The organism is Pseudoclavibacter chungangensis (genome assembly GCF_013410545.1).
GTDB classification, from domain to species: Bacteria; Actinomycetota; Actinomycetes; order Actinomycetales; family Microbacteriaceae; genus Pseudoclavibacter; species Pseudoclavibacter chungangensis.
This window is the reverse complement of record NZ_JACCFV010000001.1, coordinates 742,349-766,949: the sequence shown is the minus strand read 5'-3', so window position 1 is coordinate 766,949 and position 24,601 is coordinate 742,349. Positions and strand designations below refer to the sequence as shown.

The window sequence follows — 24,601 nt, the reverse complement described above, 5'->3', positions numbered from 1 at the left end:
GCGGACGACGATCGTCGTCCGCCCGCTCCGGGCCCCGCGAGTGCCCGGCGATCACGATCGACGGGCGGGGAACTCAGTAGTACTGGCCGTGGCGGTAGTCCCAGCTCGGGAAGCTGCGCGCGAGCTGGCTCATGATCCGGTCGATGTCGAGACCGCCGCGGATGACGATCGGCGCGGGCGAGACCTGCCGTTCGCCGTGCTGCTCCGGAACGAGCTCGCCCGCTTCGTCGACGAACGACACCATGACGCCCTGCTCGTAGCGCGTCTCGGGTGACGCGTCGGGCTGCACCGAGCGCACGAAGTCGTCGGCCTCGATCACGAGGTCCGCGGCGTCGTCGATCGCCTCGCCGATGCCCGACACGAGCCCGCGGTTACCGCGTCCCGAGGGGTTCGCCGAGCTCGCGAAGAGGATCGTGCGGTCCTCGTCCCACAGGGCCTTCGCGATCGCCTCACCGGGCGCACCGAAGCGCACGACGAAGCAGCTCGTGCCCCGCACGTCCGTCGCGAGCTCCGCCTCGTCGTCACCGAGGAGCGCACGGCCCTCGTCGGACCACGGCAGGATGCAGCCGAGCAGGATGTCGTCGTCCCAGTGGCGACGGTAGAACTCGTCGATCTCGTCGTTCGTCCGGGCGAGCGCGTGGAGCTCCTCGAGCGAGCCGCACAGCACGACCGCGGGTTTGTTGCGTTTGCGCTGTTTCGCCTCGAATTTGCGCTCGAGCCCCGCCCGGTCGGTGACGACGACGATGTAGCCGACCTTCGTCGGGCTGACCACCATGCCGCCGCCGGCGTGGAGGAGGTCGACGGCCTCCTGCTGGACGCCGCCGTTCCAGGTGAGGTGCGTGCTCATGCGCTGCCCCTTCGTCGGCCGCCCGCGCGGGGCGGCGCGCTCGTCGTCGGCCGTCTCACCCGCCGGCGCGTGCCGGCGGGTGTCGGCCGATCCGCTATCGGTCGGCCGAGGCCGGCTCGACCGTCTCCCGCTCGGCCGTGGCCGGGGTCGTCGTGGGTTCGTAGTGGCGTGCCCGCCCGCGCACGCCCGCGAAGCGGTACGGGCGGGTCGTGACATGGGGCGTCTCGACGTCGGCGCTCGACGTCGTCGTCGCCGCGTGCAGGGCACGGTAGTCGTCGAGCGGGAGGCGCACGCGTGCGGCGAGCGCGGCGGCGGTCTCGTCGCGGCGCGAGTGCTCGCGGTAGCCGTCCTGCACGATGCCCGTGATGATCTCGCTCACGCTGCCCGATCCGTAGCTGAACAGGCCGATGCGCGTGCCCGCGAGGTCGTCCTCGTGGTCGAGCACCGCGGCGAGGCCGACGAAGAGCGAGGCCGTGTAGCTGTTGCCGAGCACACGGTTGTATCGGAACGACGTCTCGAGCGTCTCGACGGGGAGTTCGACACCCGTGTGCGCGGCGAGGTGGGCGTGCGCCTTGCGCGCCATCTTCGTGAACGGCTGGTGGTAGACGAAGCGGTGGATCTCGTCGACGTCGGGGCCGCCCTGGGCCCGGTAGTCGTCCCACGCGCCCGTGACCGAGTGGAGGTACGCGTCGAGTGAGAGCGCGCCGTCGACGATCGCGGTCGTCGAGTCGGTCGGGCGCCAGAAGTCGTCGACGTCGGTCGTGTTGACGCCCGCGATCGGCTCGATCTCGAGGATGTCGGGGTCGGCGCTCACGAGCATCGCGACGGCCGCCGCGCCCTGCGTGGGCTCGCCCGGCGAGTCGAGCTCGTAGCGCGCGATGTCGCTCGAGATGACGAGCACGCGCTCGCGGGGGTCGCGCGCGACGATGCCGAGCGCGGTCTGGAGCGCCGCGGTGCCGCCGTAGCAGGCCTGCTTGAGCTCGACCGTGCGCACGGTCGGCGGCAGCCCGAGGAGGCGGTGCACGAACACGCCACCGGACTTCGACTGGTCGACGCCGCTCTCGGTCGCGAACAGCACCGTGCGGATGCCGTCGGCACCGTGTCGTTCGAGGATCGGTGCCGCCGCGGCGGCGCCGATCGTGACGACGTCGTCGTCGGGGGCGGGGAAGCTCATGCGCTCCTGCCCGAGCCCGAGGCGGTACTTGGCCGGGTCGACCCCGGCCGCCTCGGCGAGATCGTCCAGCTCGACGACGTGGTGCGTCGTCGCGACGGCGAGGTCGTGGATGCCGATGCGGGTCATGACTGCTCCGTTCCCGTGCGCTCGAAGGCGACGTGGGCGGCCATGAGCTCGCCCGGGTTGGTCTGTGCGGCGAGCAGGGACAGCTCGCCGCAGAGCACCGAGGCCGCGATGAGTGCGGCGAGTCGGCGTGCGTTCGCGCCCGGTTCGCGCTCGGCCTCGCAGCCGAGTCGTTCGAGCGCTTCCTGCGTGTGTGCGAGGTGCTTCCCGTTGCCGACGGTGCCGACGATGAGGTGCGGCAGCGTGCACGAGAAGTAGAGCCCCTCCGGGCGGGTCTCGGCATACGTGATGCCCTGTGACCCCTCGACGATGTTCGCGGCGTCCTGCCCCGTGGCGAGGTAGAACGCGAGCAGCATGTTCGCGTAGTGCGCGTTCGCCGAGCGCAGGGCACCGGCGATGGTGCTGCCGACGAGGTTCTTGCGCACGACGAGGTCGACGATGCGCTCGGCGCTCGTGTGCAGCACGCGCTCGACGATCTCGTGCGGGATGAGGATGTCGGCGACGGCGCTGCGGCCGCGACCGAGGATGCCGTTGACGGCCGTGGCCTTCTTGTCCGAGCAGTAGTTGCCCGAGATCGAGCCGTACTCGACGGGCAGCCCCCACGAGAGGATGCGGTCCATGAGCGCGTCGGCGGCGCGGGTGACCATGTTGTGGCCGGATGCGTCGCCCGTCTGGAGCGCGAAGCGGACGAACAGGAGGTTGCCGACGATCTCGGGGTGCACCTCGACGAGTTTCGCGAACCGGCTCGTGCCCGCGACGGCCTCGTGCAGCTCGGCCTCGCGCTCGTGGATCGCGAGCGCGGCCGTGTGCGCCGATGCCGCGTCGGGTGCCGTGAAGAGCACCGAGCGCGTCATGCGCTCGCCGAGGATCGTCACGGCGATACCGCCCTCGACGAGTCGCGACACCTTCGCGCCGCGGCCGACGGAGGGCCACAGCGGTGTCTCGTAGGTCGCGAGCGGGACAGAGATCTCACCGGTGACCGCGTTCCCGGACACGCGGATCGGCCCCACCCACCGGGTGGGGATCGCCGTAACCGTCGTGGTCTCGTCGTGGGTCATCGCGTCCTCCCGGAGGGTTCGTGGATGGTTCGGGGCCGCGCGTCCCGTCGGCGGGCGTAGGCGGCGGGGTCGATGCCGAGCAGTTCGCAGTCCTCGCGGAGGCGCCCGCGCACGAGCAGGTCGGTGCGCGCCAGGTCCTCCGGCGAGTCGGCACCGAGGAGTGCGCACAGTTGTCGCAGCTGTTCGAGCCATCGTTCGATGAGCGGGACGAGTTCGGGTGCGCCGCCCTCGGTCGCTGCCGTGAGGAACCCGCCCGCCACGCCGACGGCTCGTGCCCCGAGGGCGAGTGCCTTCGCGACGTCGAGCGGAGAGCGCACGCCGCCGGACGCGAGCAGCACGAGGGGCGACTCGGCGGGGGCGTCGAGCAGGCTCTGGACGGCCGACTGGCCGAAGCCGACGAGCGACGCGTAGTCGCGCAGTGGGCGCCGGTCGTTCTCGATCCGCACGAAGTCGGTGCCGCCGCGGCCGCTCACGTCGGCGATGCGCACGCCGAGTTCGGTCAGCGTCCGTTGCGTGCGTCCGCTGAGTCCGAAGCCGACCTCCTTGACGATGACGGGGACGGGCACGACGGCGACGATGCGCTCGATCGAGCGCGCCCACCCAGAGAAGTCGCGGTCGCCCTCGGGCATGACGGTCTCCTGCACCGCGTTCACGTGGATCTGCAGGGCGTCGGCGTCGACGAGTTCGACCGCGCGGAGCGCGTCGTCGGGGCTCCGACCAGCGCCGAGGTTGGCCATGACGAAGCCGTCGGGGTTCTCCTCGCGCAGCACGCGGAACCCGTGTGCCGTCTGCGGGTGGTCGAGCGCGATACTCATCGATCCGGAGGCCACGGGAAGGCCCGTCTCGCGCGCGGCGATCGCGAGCTGACGGTTGACGCGAGCCGTCGTCGCCGTGCCGCCGGTCATGCCGTTGATGTAGAGCGGCGCGGGCCAGCGGAGCTCGCCGAGGCGAACGTCGAGCCGCACGTCGTCGGCGTCGCCGCCGTCGAGCGCGTGGTGCACGAACGCGAGTTCGTCGAAGTCGTTGCGCGGGGCGCCCTCGCGGGCCTGCTCGGCCGCGAGCGCGAGGTGCTCGTCCTTCCGGGACTCGTGGTTCCCTGCTCGTTCAGTTCCCATCGGGCCCCCCTTCCGGCGGGTGGACCGTGAGATCGAGCCGGCGCACGTCGTGGCTCTCCCAGTCGGCGAGGAGTCGTCGGACGGGCGCGGTGCGCGGTGCGAGCACGATGCCGCAGTCGCCGCCGCCGGCGCCCGAGGGCTTCCCGGCTGCGCCGTACCGCTCGGCCGCGTCGCACAGGGCGGCGAGCAGTGGCGTCTCGATGCCGATGTCGCTGCGGTCGCCGAGCCCCTGCAGCAGGTGCCGCGCGGTGTGGATGGTCTCCAGCATGGCCGACGTGTCGTCCCGTTCGATCGCGTGCACGAGCGCGTCGACGTTCGCTCCGCTGTTCTGCAGGAATCGCGCGTAGGGGCCGCTCGTGTCGCCACGACGGTGCCGGACGCGGTCGACGAGCCGCTCGGTGGAGGCCGGGCTGCCGGTCCAGCCGACGAGGAGTTCGACGGACTCCGGCTGCGGCAGCCGTGTGGTGCTGTACGAGTCCCAGCCGGGTGCGTCGAGCGTCTCGGCGATCGTGTGCGTGTCGAGGAAGGCGCGCAGCGCGAGTCGATCCGGTGCCGTGTAGCGCACCCACCCGCCGAAGGTGCACGCGGCGAGGTCGCCGCCCGAGGCGTTCGGGGCGATCTGGATCGTCGCGAGCAGCGAGAGCTTGAAGCGCTCGGTGCGGGTGAGCGCGAGGCCGTAGAACTCGTCGAGAGCGGCGACGACGGCGACCGTGACGGCGGCCGACGAACCGAGGCCGAACTTGCGGCCCTGCGAGTCGTCGAGGCCGCTCGTGATGTCGAGGTCGAAGTAGCGCGGGGCGAGACCGCGCTCGCCGCGAAGGCGCTCGACGGTCGCGATCGCGCTCAGGACGTAGTCGGCCGGACCGTGCTCGCGAACGACGCTGACGCCGTCGGCGCCGCGCGTCCAGACGAGCGGCGCGTGCCCGTACTCACCCGAGTGGATGCGCCCCTCGTCCGCGCTCTCGGTGAGTCGGACGGTGAGGTACCGGTCGACGGCGACGAGGACCGACGGTTCGCCGGGCTCGACGACGGCGTACTCCCCCGCGATGAACAGCTTGCCCGGGGTGCGCGCGACGATCAACGCTCCGCTCCAGCGCTAACGAGGGACGCGGCGGGGCCGGGGCCGACCACCGTGGTCGTCCCGTGCACCGCGAGCCGCTCGGCGACGGCCGCCGCATCGCCGGGCAGCGTGAGGACGACGACGTTCGGTCCGGCGTCCGCCGTGGCGTAGCACTCGATGCCCTCGGCGCGGAGTCGTTCGACGTCGTCGAAGACCGCGATGCTCGCGGCACGGAGGTAGCGGATCGGCGGATCGGCCGATTGGATGTGCGCGTGCATGCGCAGAGCATGCAGCTCCGTGATGCGTCCGAGCCGTGTGTAGTCGTCGTCGCGACACGCCTCGAGGGCGACCTCCAGGATCTCGGCCGTCGACGACGCCCACGCATCGTGGTACGGCGAGGTGAGTGCCGTCCGCTTCATGGCCTCGCGGCTCGAGACCGCCTTCGTCGAGCGGTCGACCGTGACGACGACCATGCGGGTGTCCGGCCCCGTGACGCCCTCGGCGAACGACGCCTCGTCGTCGCCCGCGTGCCACACGGCGTAGCCGGAGACGATCGACCGCGACGCCGAGCCGGAACCGCGTCGCGCGAGCCGGCTGAGCGCGGGCGCGTCGAGGTCCAGCCCGAAGGCCGCAGCGGCGGAGACCGCGAGCGCCGCGAAGCCGGCGGCCGAAGAGGCGAGGCCCGCTCCGGTCGGCACGTCGCTCGAGGAGCTGACGTGCGCGCGAGTGTCGGTTTCCGCGAGCTCGCGCACGAGGTCGAGGAATCGGGTGACGCGTCCGGTCTGCGTCTCGTCGCCCGCGGCACCGTTGAGCGTGAACGTGTCGGCGTCGAGCGTTTCGTCGAGCTCGACCGTCGTGGTCGTCGGGTACGCGTCGAGGGTGAGCGACAGGCTCCCGGCAACCGGCAGGATGAGTCGCTCGTCGCGCTTCTCCCAGTACTTCACCAGTGCGATGTTGGGGTGCGCGACGCCGGTCGCTCTCGTCATGCTCGGGCCTCCACGGTGGTCGTCCAGGTCGCGGCCGCCCCTGCTGCGCGCAGGGCGAGCTGCAGTTCCGTCGTGTCGACGGTGGGCGAGAGGGCGATGACGCAACCGCCGAGTCCTCCGCCGGTGAGTTTGGCGCCCAGTGCGCCGGCGGCCCCGGCCGCCCGCACCAGCGTATCGACTGGATCGGCGCTCACGCCAAGTGAGCGCAGGATCTCGTGTGCCTCGCTCATGGCGTCGCCCGTCTCGCGGGCGGAGCCGGCCTCGAGTCGCGCGGCGACGTCGGTCGCGAGCTCGGTGAGTCGGGCGATCGCGCCGTCCACGTGGCGGGGGTTCGATTCGCGCAGCGAGCGCACGAGGCCGATCGCGACGGCGGTCGAGCCCTGCACGCCGGTGTCGGCGATCACGAAGGACAGCGGTGCGCCGGTGGCGATGGGGGTCGCGGTGCCGCGTTGGAACAGGATGGGACCGTCGGCGGCGACGGTCGCCGCGTCGATGCCGCTCGGGTTGCCGTGCGCGACGGTCTCGGCGCGCTGGATGAGTTCGTGTCGCGTGCTCGTGTGCGGGTCGAGTCCGGCCTCGCGGGCGACGGCGTCGATCACGGCGGCGGCGACCGCGGCGCTCGAGCCGAGACCGCGCTGGATGGGGATCGCGCTCGCGACGGTGAGCACGCGCCGGCCGGGTGCGAGCCCGAAGCGTTCGGCGGCGTGCCGCCACGCGGTGATGACGGGGGCGAGCGCCTCCGGAGCGCCCGAGACGGGGCCGTCGTAGAGCGGCGTCCGGAGCCAGGGCTCGTGTCCGTCGTCGAAGTGCGCGTGCGAGCGCAGCCCGTGGACGGGGATGGCGACGGCGGGTGCGCCGTAGACCGCCGCGTGCTCGCCGATGAGGATGGATTTCGCGTGCGCCCGGCCCGTCCCGCTCGCCTCGGCCCGATCGGGCGCGCTCGACGGCGAGGGGGTGGAAGCGTGCATGTGGTGGACTCCGGCGAAGCGTTGGGGTGGCAGCTCGAATCGACCCGACCCGGGCCTCGCCTCACCCGTTGAGATAGCGGGAAGTCTACCCCGAATCGGGCCGTCGAAGCTGCACCGTTCCCCGGCGCCCGGAGCGGACGACACCGCGGCCGCCACGGTCCGTGCGGACAGTGGCGGCCGCGGTGGGCGGGCGATCAGGGGGCGGGGTTGATGACCCGGCCCCACGTCGACTTGTTGCCCCACACGTTCTGCCGGAGCCCCTCGAGCTGCAGGATCTGCGAGTGGTCGACGAAGAGGTTGACCTCGTTGCCGTAGTTCTTGATGTACCACTCGAAGACGGGCCCGTCGGCCGCCTCGAACATGACGTTCTCGAGGCCGAGCCCGTTGATGATCGATGCGGCGGCGCCCGTGTTCCACTCCCCCACGTTCTCGGTGATGCCCTCGGACTCGATCATGATGATCGATGCGCCGGCGTCGAGCGCACGCTTGCCGCGGTCGATGAGGTCGCCCACGTCCTTCGTGCTCTCGGCCGCGAGCTCGGCCTCCGAGGAGTCGCCGCCCGAGCCGATCTGGATCCCGAGTTCGGGTTTCGCCTTGAGGCCGGCCTTGACGACCTTCTCGACGAGCCGCTCGAGGCCCGAGGTGGTGAGCATGATGAAGCCCGTCGAGATCTCGATGACGTCGAACCCGACCTCCTTCGCCTCCTTCAGGTACTGGTCGACCGCGTCGTCGCCGTAGCGCAGCACGGTCTCGATCCAGCCACCGGACGACACGTAGGCGTCGTTCTCGTGGGCGATGTCGCTGAAGGCGCGAACCTGCTCGGTCGGGACGAGCGAGAACGAGCCGCCCGCCCACTTGATGCCGTCGACCCACTGGCCGGCGACGTCGAAGACGTCCTGCAGGTGCCGGGTGCCGAACGTCGCGTAGTAGGGCGCCCGGATCTCGGTGACGCCGAACGTGCGCGGCTTGGCGGGCCGGTAGGCGCGGGGAACGAAGTTGAACGAGACGTCGTGCGGGACCGCGTTGCTCATGATGGTTTCCTTTCTTCGTGGCCGTCGTGGCCGTCGTATCGGTCGTGTGCTGCTCAGGCGCGCGTTGTGCGGACCTCGGCCAGGAGGGCCGTGAGTTCGCGCACGTGCGCGTCCTCGAGGTGGTGGACGACCTTCGCGATCGCGTCGCGCTGCTCCTCGCTCGTGAACGGGGCCGTGAGCGCGTCGAACTTGCGCCGCGCCCCCTCCCAGCTCAGCGGGTCGGTGTGGAAGCCCTCGTACGTGGAGCGCTCGGCGCGCAGCACCGTGCCGTCGCGCAGCGTGACCTCGAGCTCGGCCGGCATCTCGTCGGGGAACCGGGCGGAGAATCCGTCGTCGGGTGTGATCTCGACCGTGCGCATGAGCTCCTGCACGTCGTCGGCGACGATGCGCTCGGGCTCGTACTGGGCCGGGTTCAGTTCCCCGTCGAGCAGGACGACCGCGAGCATCCAGGGCAGCGAGTGGTCGGCCTCCTCCTTCGTGCGGATGGAGCGCTTGTCGCCCTCCTCGCCGCCGCCGATGATCGAGTAGGCGACGTCGAAGGTGCGCAGCTTGACGCCCGTGATCTCGGCCGGGGCGAAGCCCGCCTGGGCGCGCACGTCCTGTGCCGCGTCGAGCGCGGACTGCGAGTGGATCTCGGCGTTGTGCTTCTTGATGATCGAGCGCGTGACGCGCTCGAGGTCCTCGGCGAGCCAATCGAGCTCGAAGGGTTTCGTGATCGACTCGCGGTACCCCTTGTTGCCCTCGAAGACCTCTTCCGGTCCGGTGATGCCGCGCGAGGCGAGGAGCGCCGCGAACATGCCCTCCTTCGAGACCTGCGGGTAGGCGAGCCCCTTCCAGTGGGACAGGTTGCCCGTGCGCGTGACGCGCAGTGCGTGGTTCGCGGTTCCGGAGATCGCGATCGCGTTCGCGATCTGCTCCTCGGGCAGGCGCAGCGCCTTCGCGGCGGACGCGGCGGCGGCGAACGAGCCCTGCGAGGTGTGGTCGAAGCCCTTGGCGCGCACGGGCGCGACGTCCGAGAGGCGCGCGTGCACCTGGTAGGCGACCGCGAAAGCCGTCAGCAGCTCGCGGCCCGTGCCGTCGACCGACTCGCTCGCGGCGAGCACGGCACCGAAGGTGTCGGACGGGTGGTTCGTCTCGCCCTTGGCGAGGTCCGAGTCCATGAAGTCGAGGTACCGGCTGAGTGCGCTGTTGAAGAAGGCGGCGCGGTCGGGCGCCGTCCTGCCTCCCCCGATGAGCGTCGACTGCGGTGCGCCACCGAGGTCGTCGATGAGGCCGCGGATGGCGACGATCGGCTCGGCGTCGAGTGCGCCGATGGCGACCCCGAGCGTGTCGAGCACGCGGATCTTGAGCTGTTCGACCGCCTGTTCGCTGAGGTCGTCGAAGTTCGCGTCCGCAACGAATCGGGCGAGGTCCTGTACGTCCGTCATGTGTCTCCCCTCTCGAGCCACCCGATCGTTGTTAGGGCAGCCTTACCTAAGAGGAAACGCCAGATTTATCTCGATGTCAGGATAAATCCGTCGGCTCACGGGATTCGTCCGGACGGCACGAAGCCGACACCGAGTCGGGATGCGGGGCCTGCAGCACGGTCGACGACAGGGCGCCGCACGACGCCGAGGACGCCCGGCACGGTGGACGTCGCGGACCCGAGGGGCGGCGGCGCGAGCCGAGCATCGGCGCCCGGACTCGCGGCCGGCTCAGGCGATGTCGGCTGAATCGAGGAGCACCGTGAACGGCCCCTCGTTGACCGACGAGACGCGCATCATGGCACCGAAGCGTCCGGTCTCGACGCGCGCGCCCCATGCGCGCAGCAGGGCCACGACGTGCTCGACGAGCGGCTCGGCGAGCGAGCGGCCGGCCGCGTTCGACCACGACGGCCGCCGCCCCTTGCGCGCATCGCCGTAGAGCGTGAACTGACTCACGACGAGGAGCGGCGCCCCGATGTCCGATGCCGACACCTCGCCGTCGAGGATGCGGAGCCCCCAGAGCTTGCGCGCGATCTTGTCGGCCTCGCGCTCGTCGTCCGCGTGCGTGACGCCGACGAGCGCGAGCAGCCCCGGCTCGTCGATCGCGCCGACGATCGTCCCCTCGACCTCGACGGACGCGCTCGACACGCGAGTGACGACCGCCCGCATCAGGCGCTCGTGTGCACGCGCAACTGGGCCGCGGTGAGCCCCTCCGTCGCGATGAGCTCGACGGCGTCCGCGGCCTCCTGCACGAGGATCGGCAGCGTCTCGCGTTCGGCCGCGGCGAAGTCGCGCAGGACGAACTCGGCGGGGTCCTGCCGGCCCGGGGGTCGCCCGATGCCCACCCGCACACGCAGGAAATCGCCGCCGCCGAGCGCGCTGATGATGTCCCGCAGGCCGTTGTGCCCGCCGTGCCCGCCGCCCTGCTTGAGCTTGAGCCGGTCGAACGGCAGATCGAGTTCGTCGTGCACGACGATCACGTGGTCGTCGTCGACCCCGTAGTAGTCGGCGAGCTGCGACACCGGCCCGCCGGAGGTGTTCATGTAGCCGTTCGACTTCGCGAGCACGAGCTTCGGGCCGCCCGGTGCCGTGCGCCCCTCGGCGACGCGCGCGTTCGCGCGGGCGTGCCGCGAGAACCCCGTGCCGAGTCGTGCGGCGAGTTCGTCGACGACCATCTGGCCCACATTGTGTCGGTTGCGCGCGTAGCGGTCGCCCGGGTTGCCCAGGCCGACCACGAGCCACGTGTCGGTCGCCATCGTCTCCCTCTCCGAACGGTCCGTCCAAGCGTAGCGGCGCGCGGGACGACGAACGGGCCCCGTCGTCGACGGGGCCCGTTCGTGCGGATCGGCGTGTGCCGTGAACTACTCGGCGTCGGCCTCGGCGGCCCCGTCCTCGGCCTCGGACTCCTCGAGCTCCTCCTCCAGCTGCGGCGTCTGGATCGAGACGATGATGATCTCGGTCTCGTCGCCGACGAGCTCGACGCCCGCGGGCAGCTCGACCTGCGTGGCGTGGATGCTCGTGCCCTCCTCGAGGCCCTCGATCGACACGACGACCGACTCGGGGATGTTCGTCGCCTCGGCCGAGACGAGGATGCTCGTCGCGTCCTGCACCGCGATCGTGCCGGCGAACGACTCGCCCTCGAGGTGCACGGGCACCTCGACCTCGACGCGCTCGCCCTTGCGGACGACGACGAGGTCGACGTGCTCGATGATGCGACGCACCGGGTCGCGCTGCACGTCCTTGACGAGCGCGAGCTGCTCGTCGCCCGCGATGTCGAGCGTGATGACCGCGTTCGCCTTGCGGAGGATGAGCATCGTCTCGTGCCCCGGGAGGGTCAGGTGACGGGGGTCGGTGCCGTGCCCGTAGAGCACCGCGGGGATCTTGTCGAGCGCGCGGATCTTGCGTGCGGCGCCCTTGCCGAAGTGCTCGCGCACCTCGACGGACAGCGTGTTCTGGTCAACCATGAGTCTCTCCTTGGCGAGCGATGTGCCCGCATCGTGTTGTCGTCTCGAACGCCGGAAGCGTGAGGAAACGTGCGATCGCACATCCACCGCGTCGATAACGGGCGATCCGATCTCGTCGATCGGAGCGGCCCCTCGCCGAAGTCCAATCGACGACTCTACCGCATCCGGTGCGCGCCGCACACACTCGACGCCCGCACCGGTGCGCGCGGGTGCGCACCGATCCGGCGGCGTCAGCGCCCCGCGCCGCGCTCCCATCCCGCGCGTCGTGCGCCGTGGACGGCGACGCCGACCGCGACGAGCAGCGTGCCGACCGCGAGCGAGACCCCGCCGATCGTGCCGGCCGTCAGTCGGAGCACGGGATCGACGGCGAGCGCGAGTGCGGCCCCGACGCCGTCGGTCTGCAGCAGAGCGTCGACGACCGAGGAGTCGCGCAGGAACGTGACGACGGGATCGGGCGCCGCGAGCGCGATGCCGCCGACGACGAACGAGACGACCCCCGCGACCACCACACCCGTGCCCGAAAGTCGTGCGGTGAGGCCCGTCAGGAACAGCAGGAGTGCCGCGGCGAACGCCACCACCGGGAGCAACCACGCCGGCACGGCGTCGTCGCCCGTGAACGTGCCCACGGCACTCGCGATCGCGACGGTCGTGACGCTGACGAAGCCGGCGACGCCGAGCGCCGTGAGCGGCAGCGCGAGCACGACGGCGAGGACGCGCAGCCCCGCGTGGGGCCCCGGCGGCCGCGGCTGCGCCCCGTGGAGCTCGCGGGCCGGCTCCGGCGCCGGGCGGAACATGACGGCGTCCGCACCCGAGGAGCCGTGCGTGGCGCGCGCCTCGGTGTGGGCGGGTCGCGTCGCGGCGGGCGCGTTCCATGCGTCGCCCGTCGTCGAGCGCGGCGCGTCGAACACGGCCGTGCGATCGTCCTCGACACCGCTCCCCCACGACGACACGTCGTCCCGTGGCCGGTCGGTGGTCGACGTGGTCGGCCCCACCGCCGGGAACGCGACGGTCGGGCTGTTCCCACCGCGCGCCCCCAGGTCGAGTTCGTCGGTGTCGCGTTGCTGCGCGTCGCGCGCCCCGAAGTCGTATGCGCGAGTCGGCTCGTCCTGGTCCATGCCCCGTCCAATGCTCTCGTCCGCTCTCGATGACCGGCGCGGCGTCCCGTCCGGCCGATCCTGCCGTGGCCCGGTCGCGACAGCGTAACCGCCGAGCGTCACACGAACCCGGAGCACAGGTGCGACCCCGTCGTATCCTGGCCCCGTGCCCTACGGTTGTGAGCGGTGCGTCGTCGGACTCGCCGTCATCGTCGAAAGGGCCAACCGGATATGCCTGACACTCCCACCGCGAACATCGGCGTCGTCGGACTCGCCGTCATGGGGTCGAACCTCGCGCGCAACCTCGCGAGCCGCGAGGGCAACACCGTCGCCGTCTACAACCGCTCCCCCGGCCGCACGCGCGATCTCGTCGCCGAGCACCCCGAGGCCGGCTTCGTGCCGTCGGAATCGGTCGCCGACTTCGCCGCGTCGCTCAGCCGCCCACGCACCGCCATCATCATGGTGCAGGCCGGCGCGGCGACGGACGCCGTCATCTCGCAGCTCGTCGAGGCGTTCGAGCCGGGCGACATCATCGTCGACGGCGGCAACGCACTGTTCACCGACACGATCCGGCGCGAGGCGGACATCCGCCCCACGGGCATCCACTTCGTCGGCACCGGCATCTCCGGTGGTGAGGAGGGGGCGCTCAACGGCCCGAGCATCATGCCCGGCGGGACGGCCGAGTCGTACGAGACGCTGGGCCCGATCCTCGAGTCCATCGCGGCCCGCGCCCCCGAGGACGGCGCGCCGTGCGTCACGCACATCGGCACCGACGGTGCCGGGCACTTCGTGAAGATGGTGCACAACGGCATCGAGTACGCCGACATGCAGCTCATCGCCGAGGCCTACGACCTGCTGCGCAACGTGGGCGGCTACACGCCCGCGCAGATCGCCGACATCTTCGCCGAGTGGAACACGGGCGAGCTCGAGTCGTACCTCATCGAGATCACGGCCGAGGTGCTCCGCCACGTCGATCCCGTCACCGGTGCACCGTTCGTCGACGTCGTCGTCGACCAGGCGGGCCAGAAGGGCACGGGCACGTGGACGGTGCAGCAGGCGCTCGCGCTCGGCACACCCGTCTCGGGCATCGCCGAGGCCGTCTTCGCGCGCGGTGTCTCGAGCCACCCCGAGCAGCGCTCGGCGGTCGGCGCGACGATCACCTCGCGCCCCCAGCCGCAGGTCGTGCCCGACACGTTCGTCGAGGACGTGCGCCGCGCGCTCTACTCGTCGAAGGTGGTCGCCTACGCGCAGGGCTTCGACGAGATCCTCGCGGGCGGCCGCGAGTACGGCTGGCAGCTCGACCCGGGTGCGATCGCGAAGATCTGGCGGGCGGGCTGCATCATCCGCGCGCGCTTCCTCAACCTCATCGCGGACGCCTACGAGCGGCAGCCCGACCTCGTGTCGCTCCTCGCGGACGACTTCTTCGCGAAGGCCGTCGCCGAGGGGTCCGACGCGTGGCGCCGGGTCGTCGCGACCGCCGCGCTCTCGGGCGTTCCCGCACCCGCGTTCTCGGCGTCGCTCGCCTACTACGACTCGCTCTCGGTCGACCGGCTGCCTGCGGCCCTCATCCAGGGCCAGCGCGACTTCTTCGGTGCGCACACGTACCGTCGCGTCGACCTGCCGGGCGTCTTCCACACCGAGTGGTCGGGCGACCGCTCCGAGACGAAGGTCTCCGACTGAGCCCACGTCGCGCGGCGACACGAAACGGGTCGGCCCTCCGGAGTGATTCCGGAGGGCCGACCCGTTTCGTGCGACGTGCGCGCTACGCGTTCTGTGCGAGCTGCTCACGCGCGGTCTTCGCCGCCTCGACGAGGTTCCGCAGTGACGCCTCGGTCTCCTCGTAGCCGCGGGTCTTGAGGCCGCAGTCGGGGTTCACCCACAGCAGGCGCGAGTCGATGCCCTCGAGGGCCGTCTCGAGCAGCTGCTCGATCTCCTCGGTGCTCGGCACGCGCGGCGAGTGGATGTCGTACACGCCGGGGCCGATGCCGCGCGCGTAGTGGTGCTTCTCCAGGTCCTCGACGACCTCCATGCGCGAACGCGCCGCCTCGATCGAGGTCACGTCGGCGTCGAGGCCGTCGATCGCGTCGATGATCTGCCCGAACTCCGAGTAGCAGAGGTGCGTGTGGATCTGGGTGCGCTCGGCGGCGCCCGACGTCGCGAGACGGAACGAGGCGACCGACCAGTCGAGGTAGTCGGCCTGGTCCGCCTGCTTGAGCGGCAGCAGCTCGCGCAGGGCGGGCTCGTCGACCTGGATGATGCCGATGCCGGCGGTCTCGAGGTCCTCGATCTCGTCGCGCAGCGCGAGCGCGACCTGGTTCGCGGTCTCACCGAGCGGCTGGTCGTCGCGCACGAACGACCACGCGAGGATCGTGACGGGGCCGGTCAGCATGCCCTTGACGGGCTTCGAGGTGAGCGACTGGGCGTACGACGACCAGGGCACCGTGAACGCCTCGGGGCGCGAGACGTCGCCCCAGAGGATCGACGGGCGCGTGCAGCGCGAGCCGTACGACTGCACCCAGCCGTTGACGGTCACGTCGAAGCCGTCGAAGTTCTCGGCGAAGTACTGCACCATGTCGTTGCGCTCGGGCTCGCCGTGCACGATGACGTCGAGGCCGAGCTCCTCCTGGAGCGCGACGACGCGTGCGATCTCCTCGCGCAGGAAGCCGTCGTAGGTCTCGCGGTCGATCTCGCCCTTCGCGAAGCGCTGACGCTCCACGCGGATCTCGCGCGTCTGCGGGAACGAGCCGATCGTCGTCGTCGGGAGCACGGGCAGACCGAGCGCCGTCTGCTGCGCCGCCTCGCGCACCTCGGCGTCCTCGCGCGAGAAGTCCTTCTCGCCGAGCGCCGCGGTCCGGGCGCGGACCTTCTCGTCGCGGACGCCGGGGGCGCCCGCGCGGTCCTCGGCCGCGGCGGTCGCCGCGTCGAGCTCGGCCGCGATCGCGTCGCGGCCCTCCGTGAGGCCGCGCGCGAGGGTCACGATCTGGCCGACCTTCTGGTCGGCGAACGCGAGCCACGAGGCGAGGCGCGCGTCGAGCTGCGGCTCGTCGGCGACGTCGTGGGGCACGTGCTGGAGCGACGTGGAGGTCGACGCGGCGACGGTCGCGCCCTGGGCGCGTAGTTCCTCGAGCGTCGCGAACGCGGCGGCGAGGTCACCGCGCCAGATGTTGTGGCCGTCGATGACGCCCGCGGCGATCGTCACGTCGCCCGCGGCGGCGACGGCCTCGGCCGAGGGGGCCGAGCCGCGCACGAGGTCGACACCGATCGCGGCGACGCCCGAGTCGGCGAGCGTGCGGAACGCCTCGTCGCCGAGGTCGGCGTAGGCGGTCGCGACGAACAGCTCGGGGCGGTCGGTGGCCGAGTGGAGCTGCGCGTACGCGGCGCGCGTCGCCTCGAGCACCGTGTCGGCGTCGACGCCGAGCGTCTCCGACACGAGGCCCGACTCGTCGAGCTGCACCCACTCGGCGCCGGCCTCACGCAGCTCGCGAAGCACCTCGACGTACACGGGCACGAGGTCAGCGAGGCGGTCGAGCGGCGAGAACTCGGCGGGCGCGCCGTCCTCGGCCTTCGAGAGCAGCAGGAGCGTGACGGGGCCGACGAGCACGGGACGCGTCGTGAAGCCCTCGGCGCGCGCCTCGGCGACGCGAGCGGCGATGCGGGAGTCGGCCACGTGGAACGCCGTTTCGGGACCGATCTCGGGCACGAGGTAGTGGTAGTTCGTGTCGAACCACTTCGTCATCTCGAGCGGCGCGCGCTCGGCGTCACCGCGGGCGAGCGTGAACTCGCCGTCGAGGTCGACGCGGCCGTCGGCGTCGAGCACGTCCGCGAACCGGGCGGGGACCGCACCGACCGCGAGCGCCGTGTCGAGCACCTGGTCGTAGTGCGCACTCGATTCGGGGATCGACGAGTCGTCGCGGCCGAGTCCGAGCGCCGCGAGTCGCTCGCGGGTCGCGCGGCGCACGCCCGCGGCGGCCTCCTCGAACGCGGCCCGCTCGCTCGCGCCGCGCCAGTACGACTCGAGCGCCTGCTTGAGCTCGCGGCGGCGGCCGATGCGCGGGTAGCCGAGGATGGTGCCGGTCGGGAAGGTCGTTGTCGTCATCGTGTCTCCTTGCGGGATGGATCGTTCGGTCGGGCGGTCGACGGGGACCGGGGGTTCCCGTCGCGGTCGGGTGATCGTGGGTCGTCGGGGCGGAGTCCGCTCAGGCTCGGCTGAGCGTCCCCGCGGGCATTCGGTCGGCGTGGAGGCCGGCACCACCTCGCTCGATCGCCCCGATACGGGCGAGCAGTTCGGTGGGTTCGTCGATGCGGTTCTGCGTGTAGAGGTGGATGCCGGGTGCGCCGCCGTCGAGCAGGTCGAGGGCGAGCGCGGTCGCGTGCGCGATGCCGACCTCGCGTCGTGCACCGACCGATCGGGCGCGCTCGAGCGAGCGGTACAGGCCGACGGGGATCGGCTCGCCCGCGAGCTCGGCCATGCGTCGCAGTCTCGCCGTGGACGTGACGGCGAGCAGGCCCGGCACGATGGGCATCGTGACGCCCGCGGTGCGCGCCCCCTCGACGAAGCGCAGGTAGTCGTCGGCGTGGAAGAAGAGCTGCGTGAACGCGAGGTTCGCGCCCGCGGCCTCCTTCGCGAGCAGTGCGTCGTAGTCCTGCCGGATGCTCCGCGAGCGCGGGTGCCCGTTCGGGTAGGCGGCGACGCAGACCGTCGCGCCGGGGCGGCCGCCCACGCGCCAGCGGGGTTCCTCGTGGCCTGCCGCGAGGCTCGGCGTGACCGACACGTGCTCACGGCGGACGCGGTGGATGAGCTGGACGAGTTCGGCGCCCGTCCGCAGGTCGCCGAGGAACTCGTCGTCCTCGCCGAGACCCGCGGGCGGGTCGCCGCGGAGCGCGAGGAAGTTCGTGATGCCCTCGTCGAGGAACTCGCGGATGATGCCGGTCGCCTCGGCGTACGACGACCCGACGCACGTGAGGTGCGCGAGCGGTGTGATGTCGGTCGTCGTGCGGATGCGGCGCAGCAGATCGAGCGAGGTCGAACGGGACGAGCCGCCGGCACCGAAGGTGACGGAGATGAACTCGGGCCGGAGTGCCGCGAGCCGCGCGACGATGTCGGGCATGCGCGCCGCCACGTCGGCGTTCCGTGGCGGGAACAACTCGAACGAGAACGGAATGCGCTGCGCACCGTCGGGGTCGACGCGTGCGGCTGCACCTGCGTACGGCGGGGTCATGTCGGGCTCCGGAGTCGATCCGGCCGGGCATCGCCTCGACCGGATTCGCGTGTGTGGCGAAGGGCGGTCCGTCGCACGGCGTGAACCGGCGGCGGTGCTCGGGAGGCTTCCCGGTGAGCTCGAACTCCACCGATCGAACCGGTGGAACGTGGGTTCACCATACCGGCGTGCGGGCCGTCGCTCCAAGATGCGTGCGTTCGACGTTGCGCTTTGTGACGAGTGCGTGCCGTCGTCGCGGCAGCTCGATGCCCGGGACGCGACCGAACGCGGCGTCGTGATGCCGGTGTGTCGTCCTCGGCGCGGACCGGGCCCGCCGACCCGCCCGGCCGTGGTCAGTCGGCCTGTTCGACCACGTTCGCGACGATCACGAGCGGCCGCGCCGAGGCGCCCGGCGAGCGCTCGGCGAGCTGACGTGTCACGGCACCGAGATCGCCCGGTTCGCGGACGCGCATCTCCTGTGCCCCCAGGGCACCGGCGACCGCGGCGAGGTCCTCGGCTCCGGCGGGCGACGCGTCGAGCACGACCACGACGAGCGGGATCCCTGATCGCACGGCCGTCCCGAGTTCGGCGAGCCCGCCGCGGAACCCCGAGTCGTCCGTCACGAGCACGGGGAGCCGCGCGGGTGCCGACCGCGCCGCACCGATCGCGCTCGCGATCGCGTCGGCGTCGCGCGAGACGGCGGGCACGTGCCCGGCCGCATCGCGCACGGCCAGCCGTCGCGCGGCCACCGTCGCTCGCCGCCCGGCACCGACGACGACGATCCGGTCGTCGGGCAGCGCCTCACCGAGCTCGGTGACGAGGCGCCGGGCGTCGATGCGCCACCCCGTGCCGGTCGCGCCGGACGCGTCCTCGAAGGGCACGTCGCGCCAATCGCGTTGCCCCGCGATCCGCGCGAGCACGTCGGGCGAGCGGTAACCGGTCCGTGGTGGCGCCGCCTCCTCGGACGCGGCGGCGGGCCCCGTCGCGGCTCGCGCCGTCGCGGGTGTGAACGAGGAGCGGGCGCGCATGGGCGCGGGCGGCGCGTCGGTCAGCGGCGGGAGCGGGTCGAGCTCCTCGAAGATCGCCTGTCCGTCGTCGGCGAGCAGTGCCGCCGCCTCGCGTTCGACGGTCCGGTCGTCGGCCGGGGCGGCGCGGCGGCCCGTGCGCCGGGGGCCCGCCTCGGCGGCCTCTCGCAGGAGCCGTTCGCGCTGCAGCACCTGGAGCGCGTCGACCGCGGTGAGCGTGCAATCGCCGACGATGCCGATCTGCCCGACATCGAGCGCGCCGAGCGCCGACGGATCGTCGTCGATCCGGACGAGCTGGGTGGTGGGCCCGGCCACCGCGCCGCCCCAGGCGACGACGAGATCGGCCCCCTCGCACAGTTCCCGTGCGAGCGGCGTCGCGTGCGCGCCGACGGAGCCGATGTCGGCGGGTGACCGCACGCCGGACTCCCGGAAGGTGCCCACACTCGCGTCCCCCGTCGCGAGCAGGGCGCCGCACTCGTCGGCGAGCGCGAGGATCGCCCCAGCGGCGTCCGAGGCGCCCGGGCCCGCCACGAAGACGGGGCGTTCGGCACCGAGCAGCGCGGACTGCAACCCTTCGAGTTGCCCGGGCGCGGGGCGGATGCGGCGGCTGTCCCCGGGGTGGGCGACGATCGAACGTCGCGTCGTCGGATGCGGCGTGTGCTCGCTCGCGCCGGCGGGCGCCGATTCGGGGACGCGGAGCACGACGGGACGGCCGTCGAGCGCGGCGGTCCGGAGTGCGCGCTCGAGATGCTCGTCGATCGGCCGATCGGTCTCGTCGGCGAGGACGATCGCGCCCGTCGCGCGGACGAGGTCCGCGTCCGCGTCGCGAGTGGTCCGTCCTGGCCGGACGAGCACCACGAGGCCACTGCCCGCGTCGGCCGCCTCCGCGATCGACGCGGCAGCGGCGGCGGCGTCGTCGAGCAGCACGACGCCGAGCCGACCGGAGACGCGGACCCCCACGTCGGCCGCGGCGACCGCCGCGCCGGGGCGCTCGATCGAGGTCACGACGACGCCGCGCGTCGAGAGCGCGTGCTCGGTCGCCCCCGCTCCGCCCGTCGTGACGACCTGACCGATGCCGAGGCGCACGAATGCCGCCGCGAGGCGCTCGTCGGCCCGTCCCGGGCGATGGTCGTCCGACGTCGCGTACGCGCCCGGTTCCGCGTGGGGATCGGCCGCCTCGCCGGAGGCCGTCGGCTCGTCGTCGGCACCATCCACGGCCGTCGGCTCGACGATCGTCGACTCGTCCCTGGTCGGCTCGACGGCCGTCGGCTCGTCCCTGGTCGGTTCGAGGGCCGTCGGCTCGAGGGCCGTCGGCTCGAGGGCCGTCGGCTCGACCGCGGCGAACGCGGTCGGCACCGGCTCGACGTCCGCCGAGCCATCGGTCACCGCGTCCCCGTCGGCCGCCTGACCCCCATCGGGCACGTGGTCGAGAGCGGCCGACTCGTGGGGCGTCCGGGACTCGAGCTTCGGGGCGGCGGTCTCCGCCTCGGTCGTGTCCGCGACGTCCGGCTCGGGCATGACGGCCGCGCGGGCGCGATCGCCGACGACCCCGGCGCCGTCGACGAATGCGACGCCGCTGCGATTCACCGCGATCGGGGCGGTGTCCGCATCGATCGAGACGTCGTCGGTCACCCTCGTCGCGTCCGCGCCGGTGTCCACGGCGGACGCGGCGTCCGGGCGGGGTGCGGCGGACGAGGACGGCCGGTGTGCGTCCACCGGTGACGTGTCCCCGCGCTGCGTGACGGCCGGGTCACCGGCCGCGAACGCGGAGCGGACGTCACGCTCGAGCGCATCGGCCGCGGGCGGCGGCACATCGACCGTCCCGACCTCGACCGTCCCGACCTCGACGAGCTCTGCGTCGACGAACTCGTCCTCGACGAACTCGGCCTCGACGACATCGGCCTCGACGACGTCGACCGGCGCGCCGCGCTCCTCCTCCGCGGAATCCGTGGCCGCCTCGGGCGACGGCGGCATCGAGGGCCAGACGTCCTCCGCGCTCGACCACTGGCGATCGATGTCGTCCTGCGCGAACGCGGCGTCGCGAGCGAACGGGTCGTCGCCGCGCGGCGCGGACGGACCCGCATGGCGCGTCCCGGACATGACGTCCCAGATCGACGGCGCCGGAGCCGTGCGGTGACGCGGATCGACGGGCCGGAAGCCGACGCCGCTCGACGTGGGGAGGGCCGCCGTGTCGGCATCGGGCCGTCTCGCCGGCGCACCGAAGCGCGGACGCGACGGAGCCTGCCACGTGTGCGGGACGCCCGACGATTCCGCGGGAGCCGCGACCCGACGGCCTCCCGGCGGCGTACCGGTATTCGTCCCCGCCTCGGTCTGCAGCCGGGCGTCGTCGTGCGCGACGGCGGCACCGACGGCGACGGGTTCGTCGCGCCCGCCGACGCGTTCACGGCCCGCCGCCACGAGGTGTTCGCCGAGCGGTGCGGTGTCGTGGTGCGCGTCGACCGTCCGCCTCGCTGCGGCGGGCCGGACGCGCTCCGGGGGTTCGGCCCCGACGGCGGTGGCACGGGGCGTGTGCTCGACCGGCGGCTGCCCGGCCGCGGACCGCTCGCCCGCTCGCGCGCGCTCGGCCTCGAGTGCTTCACGACGAGCGCGCCGAGAACCGGGCAGCGCCGGCGCACGCGTCGGCGTCGGGGCCGGGGCCGATGCGGCGGGCTCATCACCCGAATCGAGCGGTCCGGCGTGCCGTGCGTTCATGTTGCGAAGTCCCCCCAAGCGCGCGCCGCGACCGCGGCGCACTCCCCCGTCACCCGCCGTCGGCGGGACGCATGTTGCGCGTGTGCACTCCAGGATACGGGGCCCGACCGACGAACGGACGAGCCCCGCGAATCCTCAGTGAGTCAGGCGGCGCCGTCGAACATCGACGTCACCGAGTCGTCCTTGAACACGTTGTTGACGGCGCGCGCGATGAGCGGTGCGATCGGCAGGATCGTGAGCTTCTCGAAGCGCTTCTCGGGCGGCAGCGGGAGCGTGTCGGTCACGACGACCTCGTCGATCGCGTCGCTCGAGAGCCGCTCGACGGCCGGCGGCGAGAACACGGCGTGGGTCGCCGCCACGACGACGCCGATCGCGCCGTTCGCCTTGAGCGCCTCGGCCGCCTTCACGATCGTGCCGCCCGTGTCGATGAGGTCGTCGACGAGCAGGCACACGCGACCCTCGACGTTGCCGACGATGTCGTGCACCGTCACCTCGTTCGCGACCGCCGGGTCGCGGCGCTTGTGGATGATCGCGAGCGGCGACTCGAGGTGGTCGCTCCACACGTCGGCGACGCGCACTCGACCCATGTCGGGCGAGACGACCGTGAGCGTCTCGGGGTCGAGCTTCTCCTTGAAGTGCTTGAGCAGCACGGGCATCGCGAAGAGGTGGTCGACGGGGCCGTCGAAGAATCCCTGGATCTGTGCCGCGTGCAGATCGATCGACATGATGCGGTCGGCACCCGCGGCCTTGTACATGTCGGCGACGAGACGGGCCGAGATGGGCTCCCGCCCACGCCCCTTCTTGTCCTGCCGCGCGTACGGGTAGAACGGTGCGACGACCGTGATGCGCTTCGCGGACGCACGCTTCGCCGCGTCGACCATGATGAGCTGCTCCATGAGCCACTCGTTGATCGGATTGCAGTGCGACTGCATGATGAACACGTCCGCACCGCGGATGCTCTCGCCGAAGCGCGCGTAGATCTCGCCGTTCGCGAACGTGCGCGACTCCGTCTCGAGCACCTGTGTGCCGAGTTCGTGCGCGACGTCCTCGGCGAGCTGCGGGTGCGCACGGCCCGTGACGATGACGAGCCGTTTCTCGCCGCTGGTGATGATGCCGGTCACTGGGGGGTACCGTTCTCTTCCTCTTCGTGCGACGTCACGCCGGCCGCGCGTGCCGCGGCGTCGGCCGCCGCGGTGCCCGCCCGGTTGGTGGCGACCCAACCTTCGATGTTGCGCTGCGGCGCCACGTTGATCGCGAGCGCTCCGGCGGGCACGTCCTTGCGGACGACCGTTCCGGCACCCGTGTAGGCGCCGTCGCCAATCGTAACGGGCGCGACGAAGACGTTGTGCGACCCGGAGCGCACGTGGTCGCCGACCGTCGTCCGGTGCTTGTTCACCCCGTCGTAGTTCGCCGTGATCGTGCCCGCACCCACGTTCGACTCCTCGCCGACGGTCGTGTCGCCGATGTAGCTCAGGTGCGGCACCTTCGAGCCGCGGCCGATCGTCGCGTTCTTCGTCTCGACGAACGTCCCCACCTTGCCGTCCTCACCCACGATCGAGTTCGGACGGAGGTACGACCAGGGCCCGACGGTCGCGCGTGCGCCGATGACCGAGAGCGTCGCGTCGGTGCGCTTGACGACGGCGTCCTCGCCGACCTCGCAGTCGACGAGCGTCGTGTCGGGGCCGATGATCGCGCCGTCGGCGATGCTCGTCGCACCCCGCAGCTGCGTGCCGGGCAGGAGCTCGACGTCCTGACCGAGCGTCACGTCGCGCTCGATCGTCGTCGAGGCCGCGTCGTGGACGGTCACGCCGCGGCGCTGCCAGTCCTCGATGAGGCGACGGTTGTACTCGGTCGCCGCGTCGCTCAGCTGCACCCGGTCGTTGATGCCCTGGACGAGCCACGGGTCCGTGACCTGGACCGCCTCGATCCGGCCGCCCTCGATCGTGATGAGCCGCACCGCGTCGGTCAGGTACTTCTCGCCCTGGCTGTTGTCGGTGCCGATACCGCCGAGCAGTCGACGGATCGTCGCGGCGTCGAACGCGTAGACGCCGGCGTTGATCTCGTGGATCCGCAGCTCGTCCTCGCTCGCGTCCTTCTGCTCGACGATCGCGCGCACCGCGCCCTCGCTATCGCGCACGATGCGCCCGAACCCGGTCGGGTCGGCGTACGAGGCGCTGAGGAGCGTGAGCTGGTTCTGCGCCGCCCGGTGCTCGGCGACGAGCCGCGACACCGTCGGCGAATCGAGCAGCGGCACGTCGCCGGAGAGCACGACCACGACACCTTCGAAGTGGTCCGGGAGCACCGCGAGACCGACCTCGAGCGCGCGCCCCGTGCCCGCGATCTCGTCCTGATCCGCGATGAGCGTGTTCGGGTCGAGCTCGCGCACGGCCTCCTCCACGCGATCGCGTTGGTGCCGGACGACCGTCACCGTGTGGGCCGGCTCGAGCTCCGCCGCGGTGCGCAGCACGTGCCCGATGAGCGGCACGCCGCCCAGTGTGTGCAGCACCTTCGGCAATCTCGAACGCATCCGCGTGCCCTGCCCTGCCGCAAGGATGACGACGGCCAGATCGGATCGGGTCACGGGACCTCCCTCGCTCGCCGACGGCCCCTACCGCCGGTCGTTCCTCCCCCAGGATTCGAACCTGGACCCCACAGCTCCAAAGGCTGTTGTGCTGCCGTTACACCAAGGAGGACCACGAACGCCGCGGCGTCCGCGCGACAAGTCTGCCAGATCCGCCGCACCGCGCCGTCGCGTTCGGCCACGCCGCCGTGGTGGACTGGTG

19 protein-coding genes and 1 tRNA gene are annotated in these 24,601 nt (G+C 72.2%); 1 reads left to right on the top strand and 19 read right to left on the bottom strand.

Going from position 1 to position 24,601, the window contains the following annotated elements; all coding sequences use genetic code 11:
* Positions 1–73: 73 nt before the first annotated feature.
* The 13 genes from HNR16_RS03355 to HNR16_RS03295 all read right to left on the bottom strand — a co-directional run bounded on the left by HNR16_RS03355 (position 74) and on the right by HNR16_RS03295 (position 12,904).
* Complete coding sequence (locus tag HNR16_RS03355; protein ID WP_158040108.1) at positions 74–847, bottom strand: L-threonylcarbamoyladenylate synthase; 774 nt, start codon at positions 845–847, stop codon at positions 74–76.
* 94 nt (positions 848–941) lie between these two features.
* A complete protein-coding gene (locus tag HNR16_RS03350) occupies positions 942–2,147 on the bottom strand; it encodes a hydroxymethylglutaryl-CoA synthase (RefSeq protein ID WP_158040109.1) in 1,206 nt (401 codons plus the stop codon).
* A complete protein-coding gene (locus HNR16_RS03345) occupies positions 2,144–3,202 on the bottom strand; it encodes a hydroxymethylglutaryl-CoA reductase (protein WP_158040110.1) in 1,059 nt (352 codons plus the stop codon). The genes HNR16_RS03350 and HNR16_RS03345 overlap by 4 nt, the downstream gene beginning before the upstream one ends.
* Complete coding sequence (fni, locus tag HNR16_RS03340; protein WP_158040111.1) at positions 3,199–4,317, bottom strand: type 2 isopentenyl-diphosphate Delta-isomerase; 1,119 nt, start codon at positions 4,315–4,317, stop codon at positions 3,199–3,201. The genes HNR16_RS03345 and fni overlap by 4 nt, the downstream gene beginning before the upstream one ends.
* Positions 4,307–5,398 carry a phosphomevalonate kinase gene (locus HNR16_RS03335; RefSeq protein WP_158040112.1) on the bottom strand — a complete coding sequence of 364 codons (1,092 nt, stop codon included), beginning with the start codon at positions 5,396–5,398 and terminating at the stop codon, positions 4,307–4,309. Before HNR16_RS03335 ends, fni begins: the two co-directional genes overlap by 11 nt.
* Positions 5,395–6,363, bottom strand: coding sequence for a diphosphomevalonate decarboxylase (gene mvaD, locus HNR16_RS03330; RefSeq protein ID WP_158040113.1), 969 nt, complete (start codon positions 6,361–6,363; stop codon positions 5,395–5,397). The genes HNR16_RS03335 and mvaD overlap by 4 nt, the downstream gene beginning before the upstream one ends.
* Positions 6,360–7,331 (bottom strand): mevalonate kinase, encoded by a 972-nt coding sequence (gene mvk, locus HNR16_RS03325; protein ID WP_158040114.1) that lies wholly within the window; start codon positions 7,329–7,331, stop codon positions 6,360–6,362. Before mvk ends, mvaD begins: the two co-directional genes overlap by 4 nt.
* Positions 7,332–7,525: 194 nt before the next feature.
* A complete protein-coding gene (locus HNR16_RS03320) occupies positions 7,526–8,362 on the bottom strand; it encodes a phosphosulfolactate synthase (RefSeq protein WP_158040115.1) in 837 nt (278 codons plus the stop codon).
* A gap of 53 nt (positions 8,363–8,415) precedes the next feature.
* Positions 8,416–9,789 carry an MmgE/PrpD family protein gene (locus HNR16_RS03315; protein ID WP_158040116.1) on the bottom strand — a complete coding sequence of 458 codons (1,374 nt, stop codon included), beginning with the start codon at positions 9,787–9,789 and terminating at the stop codon, positions 8,416–8,418.
* 267 nt (positions 9,790–10,056) lie between these two features.
* Entirely contained in the window at positions 10,057–10,494 is a 438-nt protein-coding gene (gene dtd / locus HNR16_RS03310; RefSeq protein WP_158040117.1) for a D-aminoacyl-tRNA deacylase, read from the bottom strand.
* Positions 10,494–11,081: an aminoacyl-tRNA hydrolase gene (gene pth / locus HNR16_RS03305; protein WP_158040118.1), complete on the bottom strand. Its 588-nt coding sequence runs from the start codon at positions 11,079–11,081 to the stop codon at positions 10,494–10,496. The genes dtd and pth overlap by 1 nt, the downstream gene beginning before the upstream one ends.
* A 105-nt stretch (positions 11,082–11,186) precedes the next feature.
* Complete coding sequence (locus tag HNR16_RS03300; protein ID WP_158040119.1) at positions 11,187–11,789, bottom strand: 50S ribosomal protein L25/general stress protein Ctc; 603 nt, start codon at positions 11,787–11,789, stop codon at positions 11,187–11,189.
* Between the two features lie 230 nt (positions 11,790–12,019).
* The gene (locus HNR16_RS03295) at positions 12,020–12,904 is read right to left on the bottom strand and encodes a hypothetical protein (RefSeq protein ID WP_158040120.1); all 885 of its coding nucleotides are present in this window, start codon (positions 12,902–12,904) and stop codon (positions 12,020–12,022) included.
* 210 nt (positions 12,905–13,114) lie between these two features.
* Between HNR16_RS03295 and gndA the strand changes: the two genes are divergently transcribed.
* Positions 13,115–14,563, top strand: coding sequence for an NADP-dependent phosphogluconate dehydrogenase (gene gndA, locus HNR16_RS03290; protein WP_158040121.1), 1,449 nt, complete (start codon positions 13,115–13,117; stop codon positions 14,561–14,563).
* Positions 14,564–14,645: 82 nt separating this feature from the next.
* On the opposite strand, the gene metE is transcribed toward gndA, so the two are convergent.
* The 6 genes from metE to HNR16_RS03260 form a co-directional block, all read right to left on the bottom strand.
* Positions 14,646–16,979 (bottom strand): 5-methyltetrahydropteroyltriglutamate--homocysteine S-methyltransferase, encoded by a 2,334-nt coding sequence (gene metE / locus HNR16_RS03285; protein ID WP_158040122.1) that lies wholly within the window; start codon positions 16,977–16,979, stop codon positions 14,646–14,648.
* A gap of 100 nt (positions 16,980–17,079) precedes the next feature.
* Entirely contained in the window at positions 17,080–18,102 is a 1,023-nt protein-coding gene (locus HNR16_RS03280; protein WP_158040123.1) for a methylenetetrahydrofolate reductase, read from the bottom strand.
* A gap of 332 nt (positions 18,103–18,434) precedes the next feature.
* A complete protein-coding gene (locus HNR16_RS03275) occupies positions 18,435–21,818 on the bottom strand; it encodes a thiamine pyrophosphate-dependent enzyme (RefSeq protein ID WP_179558080.1) in 3,384 nt (1,127 codons plus the stop codon).
* A 143-nt stretch (positions 21,819–21,961) separates the two neighbouring features.
* The gene (locus HNR16_RS03270; RefSeq protein WP_158040125.1) at positions 21,962–22,939 is read right to left on the bottom strand and encodes a ribose-phosphate diphosphokinase; all 978 of its coding nucleotides are present in this window, start codon (positions 22,937–22,939) and stop codon (positions 21,962–21,964) included.
* Positions 22,936–24,399, bottom strand: coding sequence for a bifunctional UDP-N-acetylglucosamine diphosphorylase/glucosamine-1-phosphate N-acetyltransferase GlmU (gene glmU, locus HNR16_RS03265; RefSeq protein ID WP_158040126.1), 1,464 nt, complete (start codon positions 24,397–24,399; stop codon positions 22,936–22,938). Before glmU ends, HNR16_RS03270 begins: the two co-directional genes overlap by 4 nt.
* A gap of 40 nt (positions 24,400–24,439) precedes the next feature.
* Positions 24,440–24,511: transfer RNA gene (locus tag HNR16_RS03260), tRNA-Gln, on the bottom strand.
* Positions 24,512–24,601 lie beyond the last annotated feature (90 nt).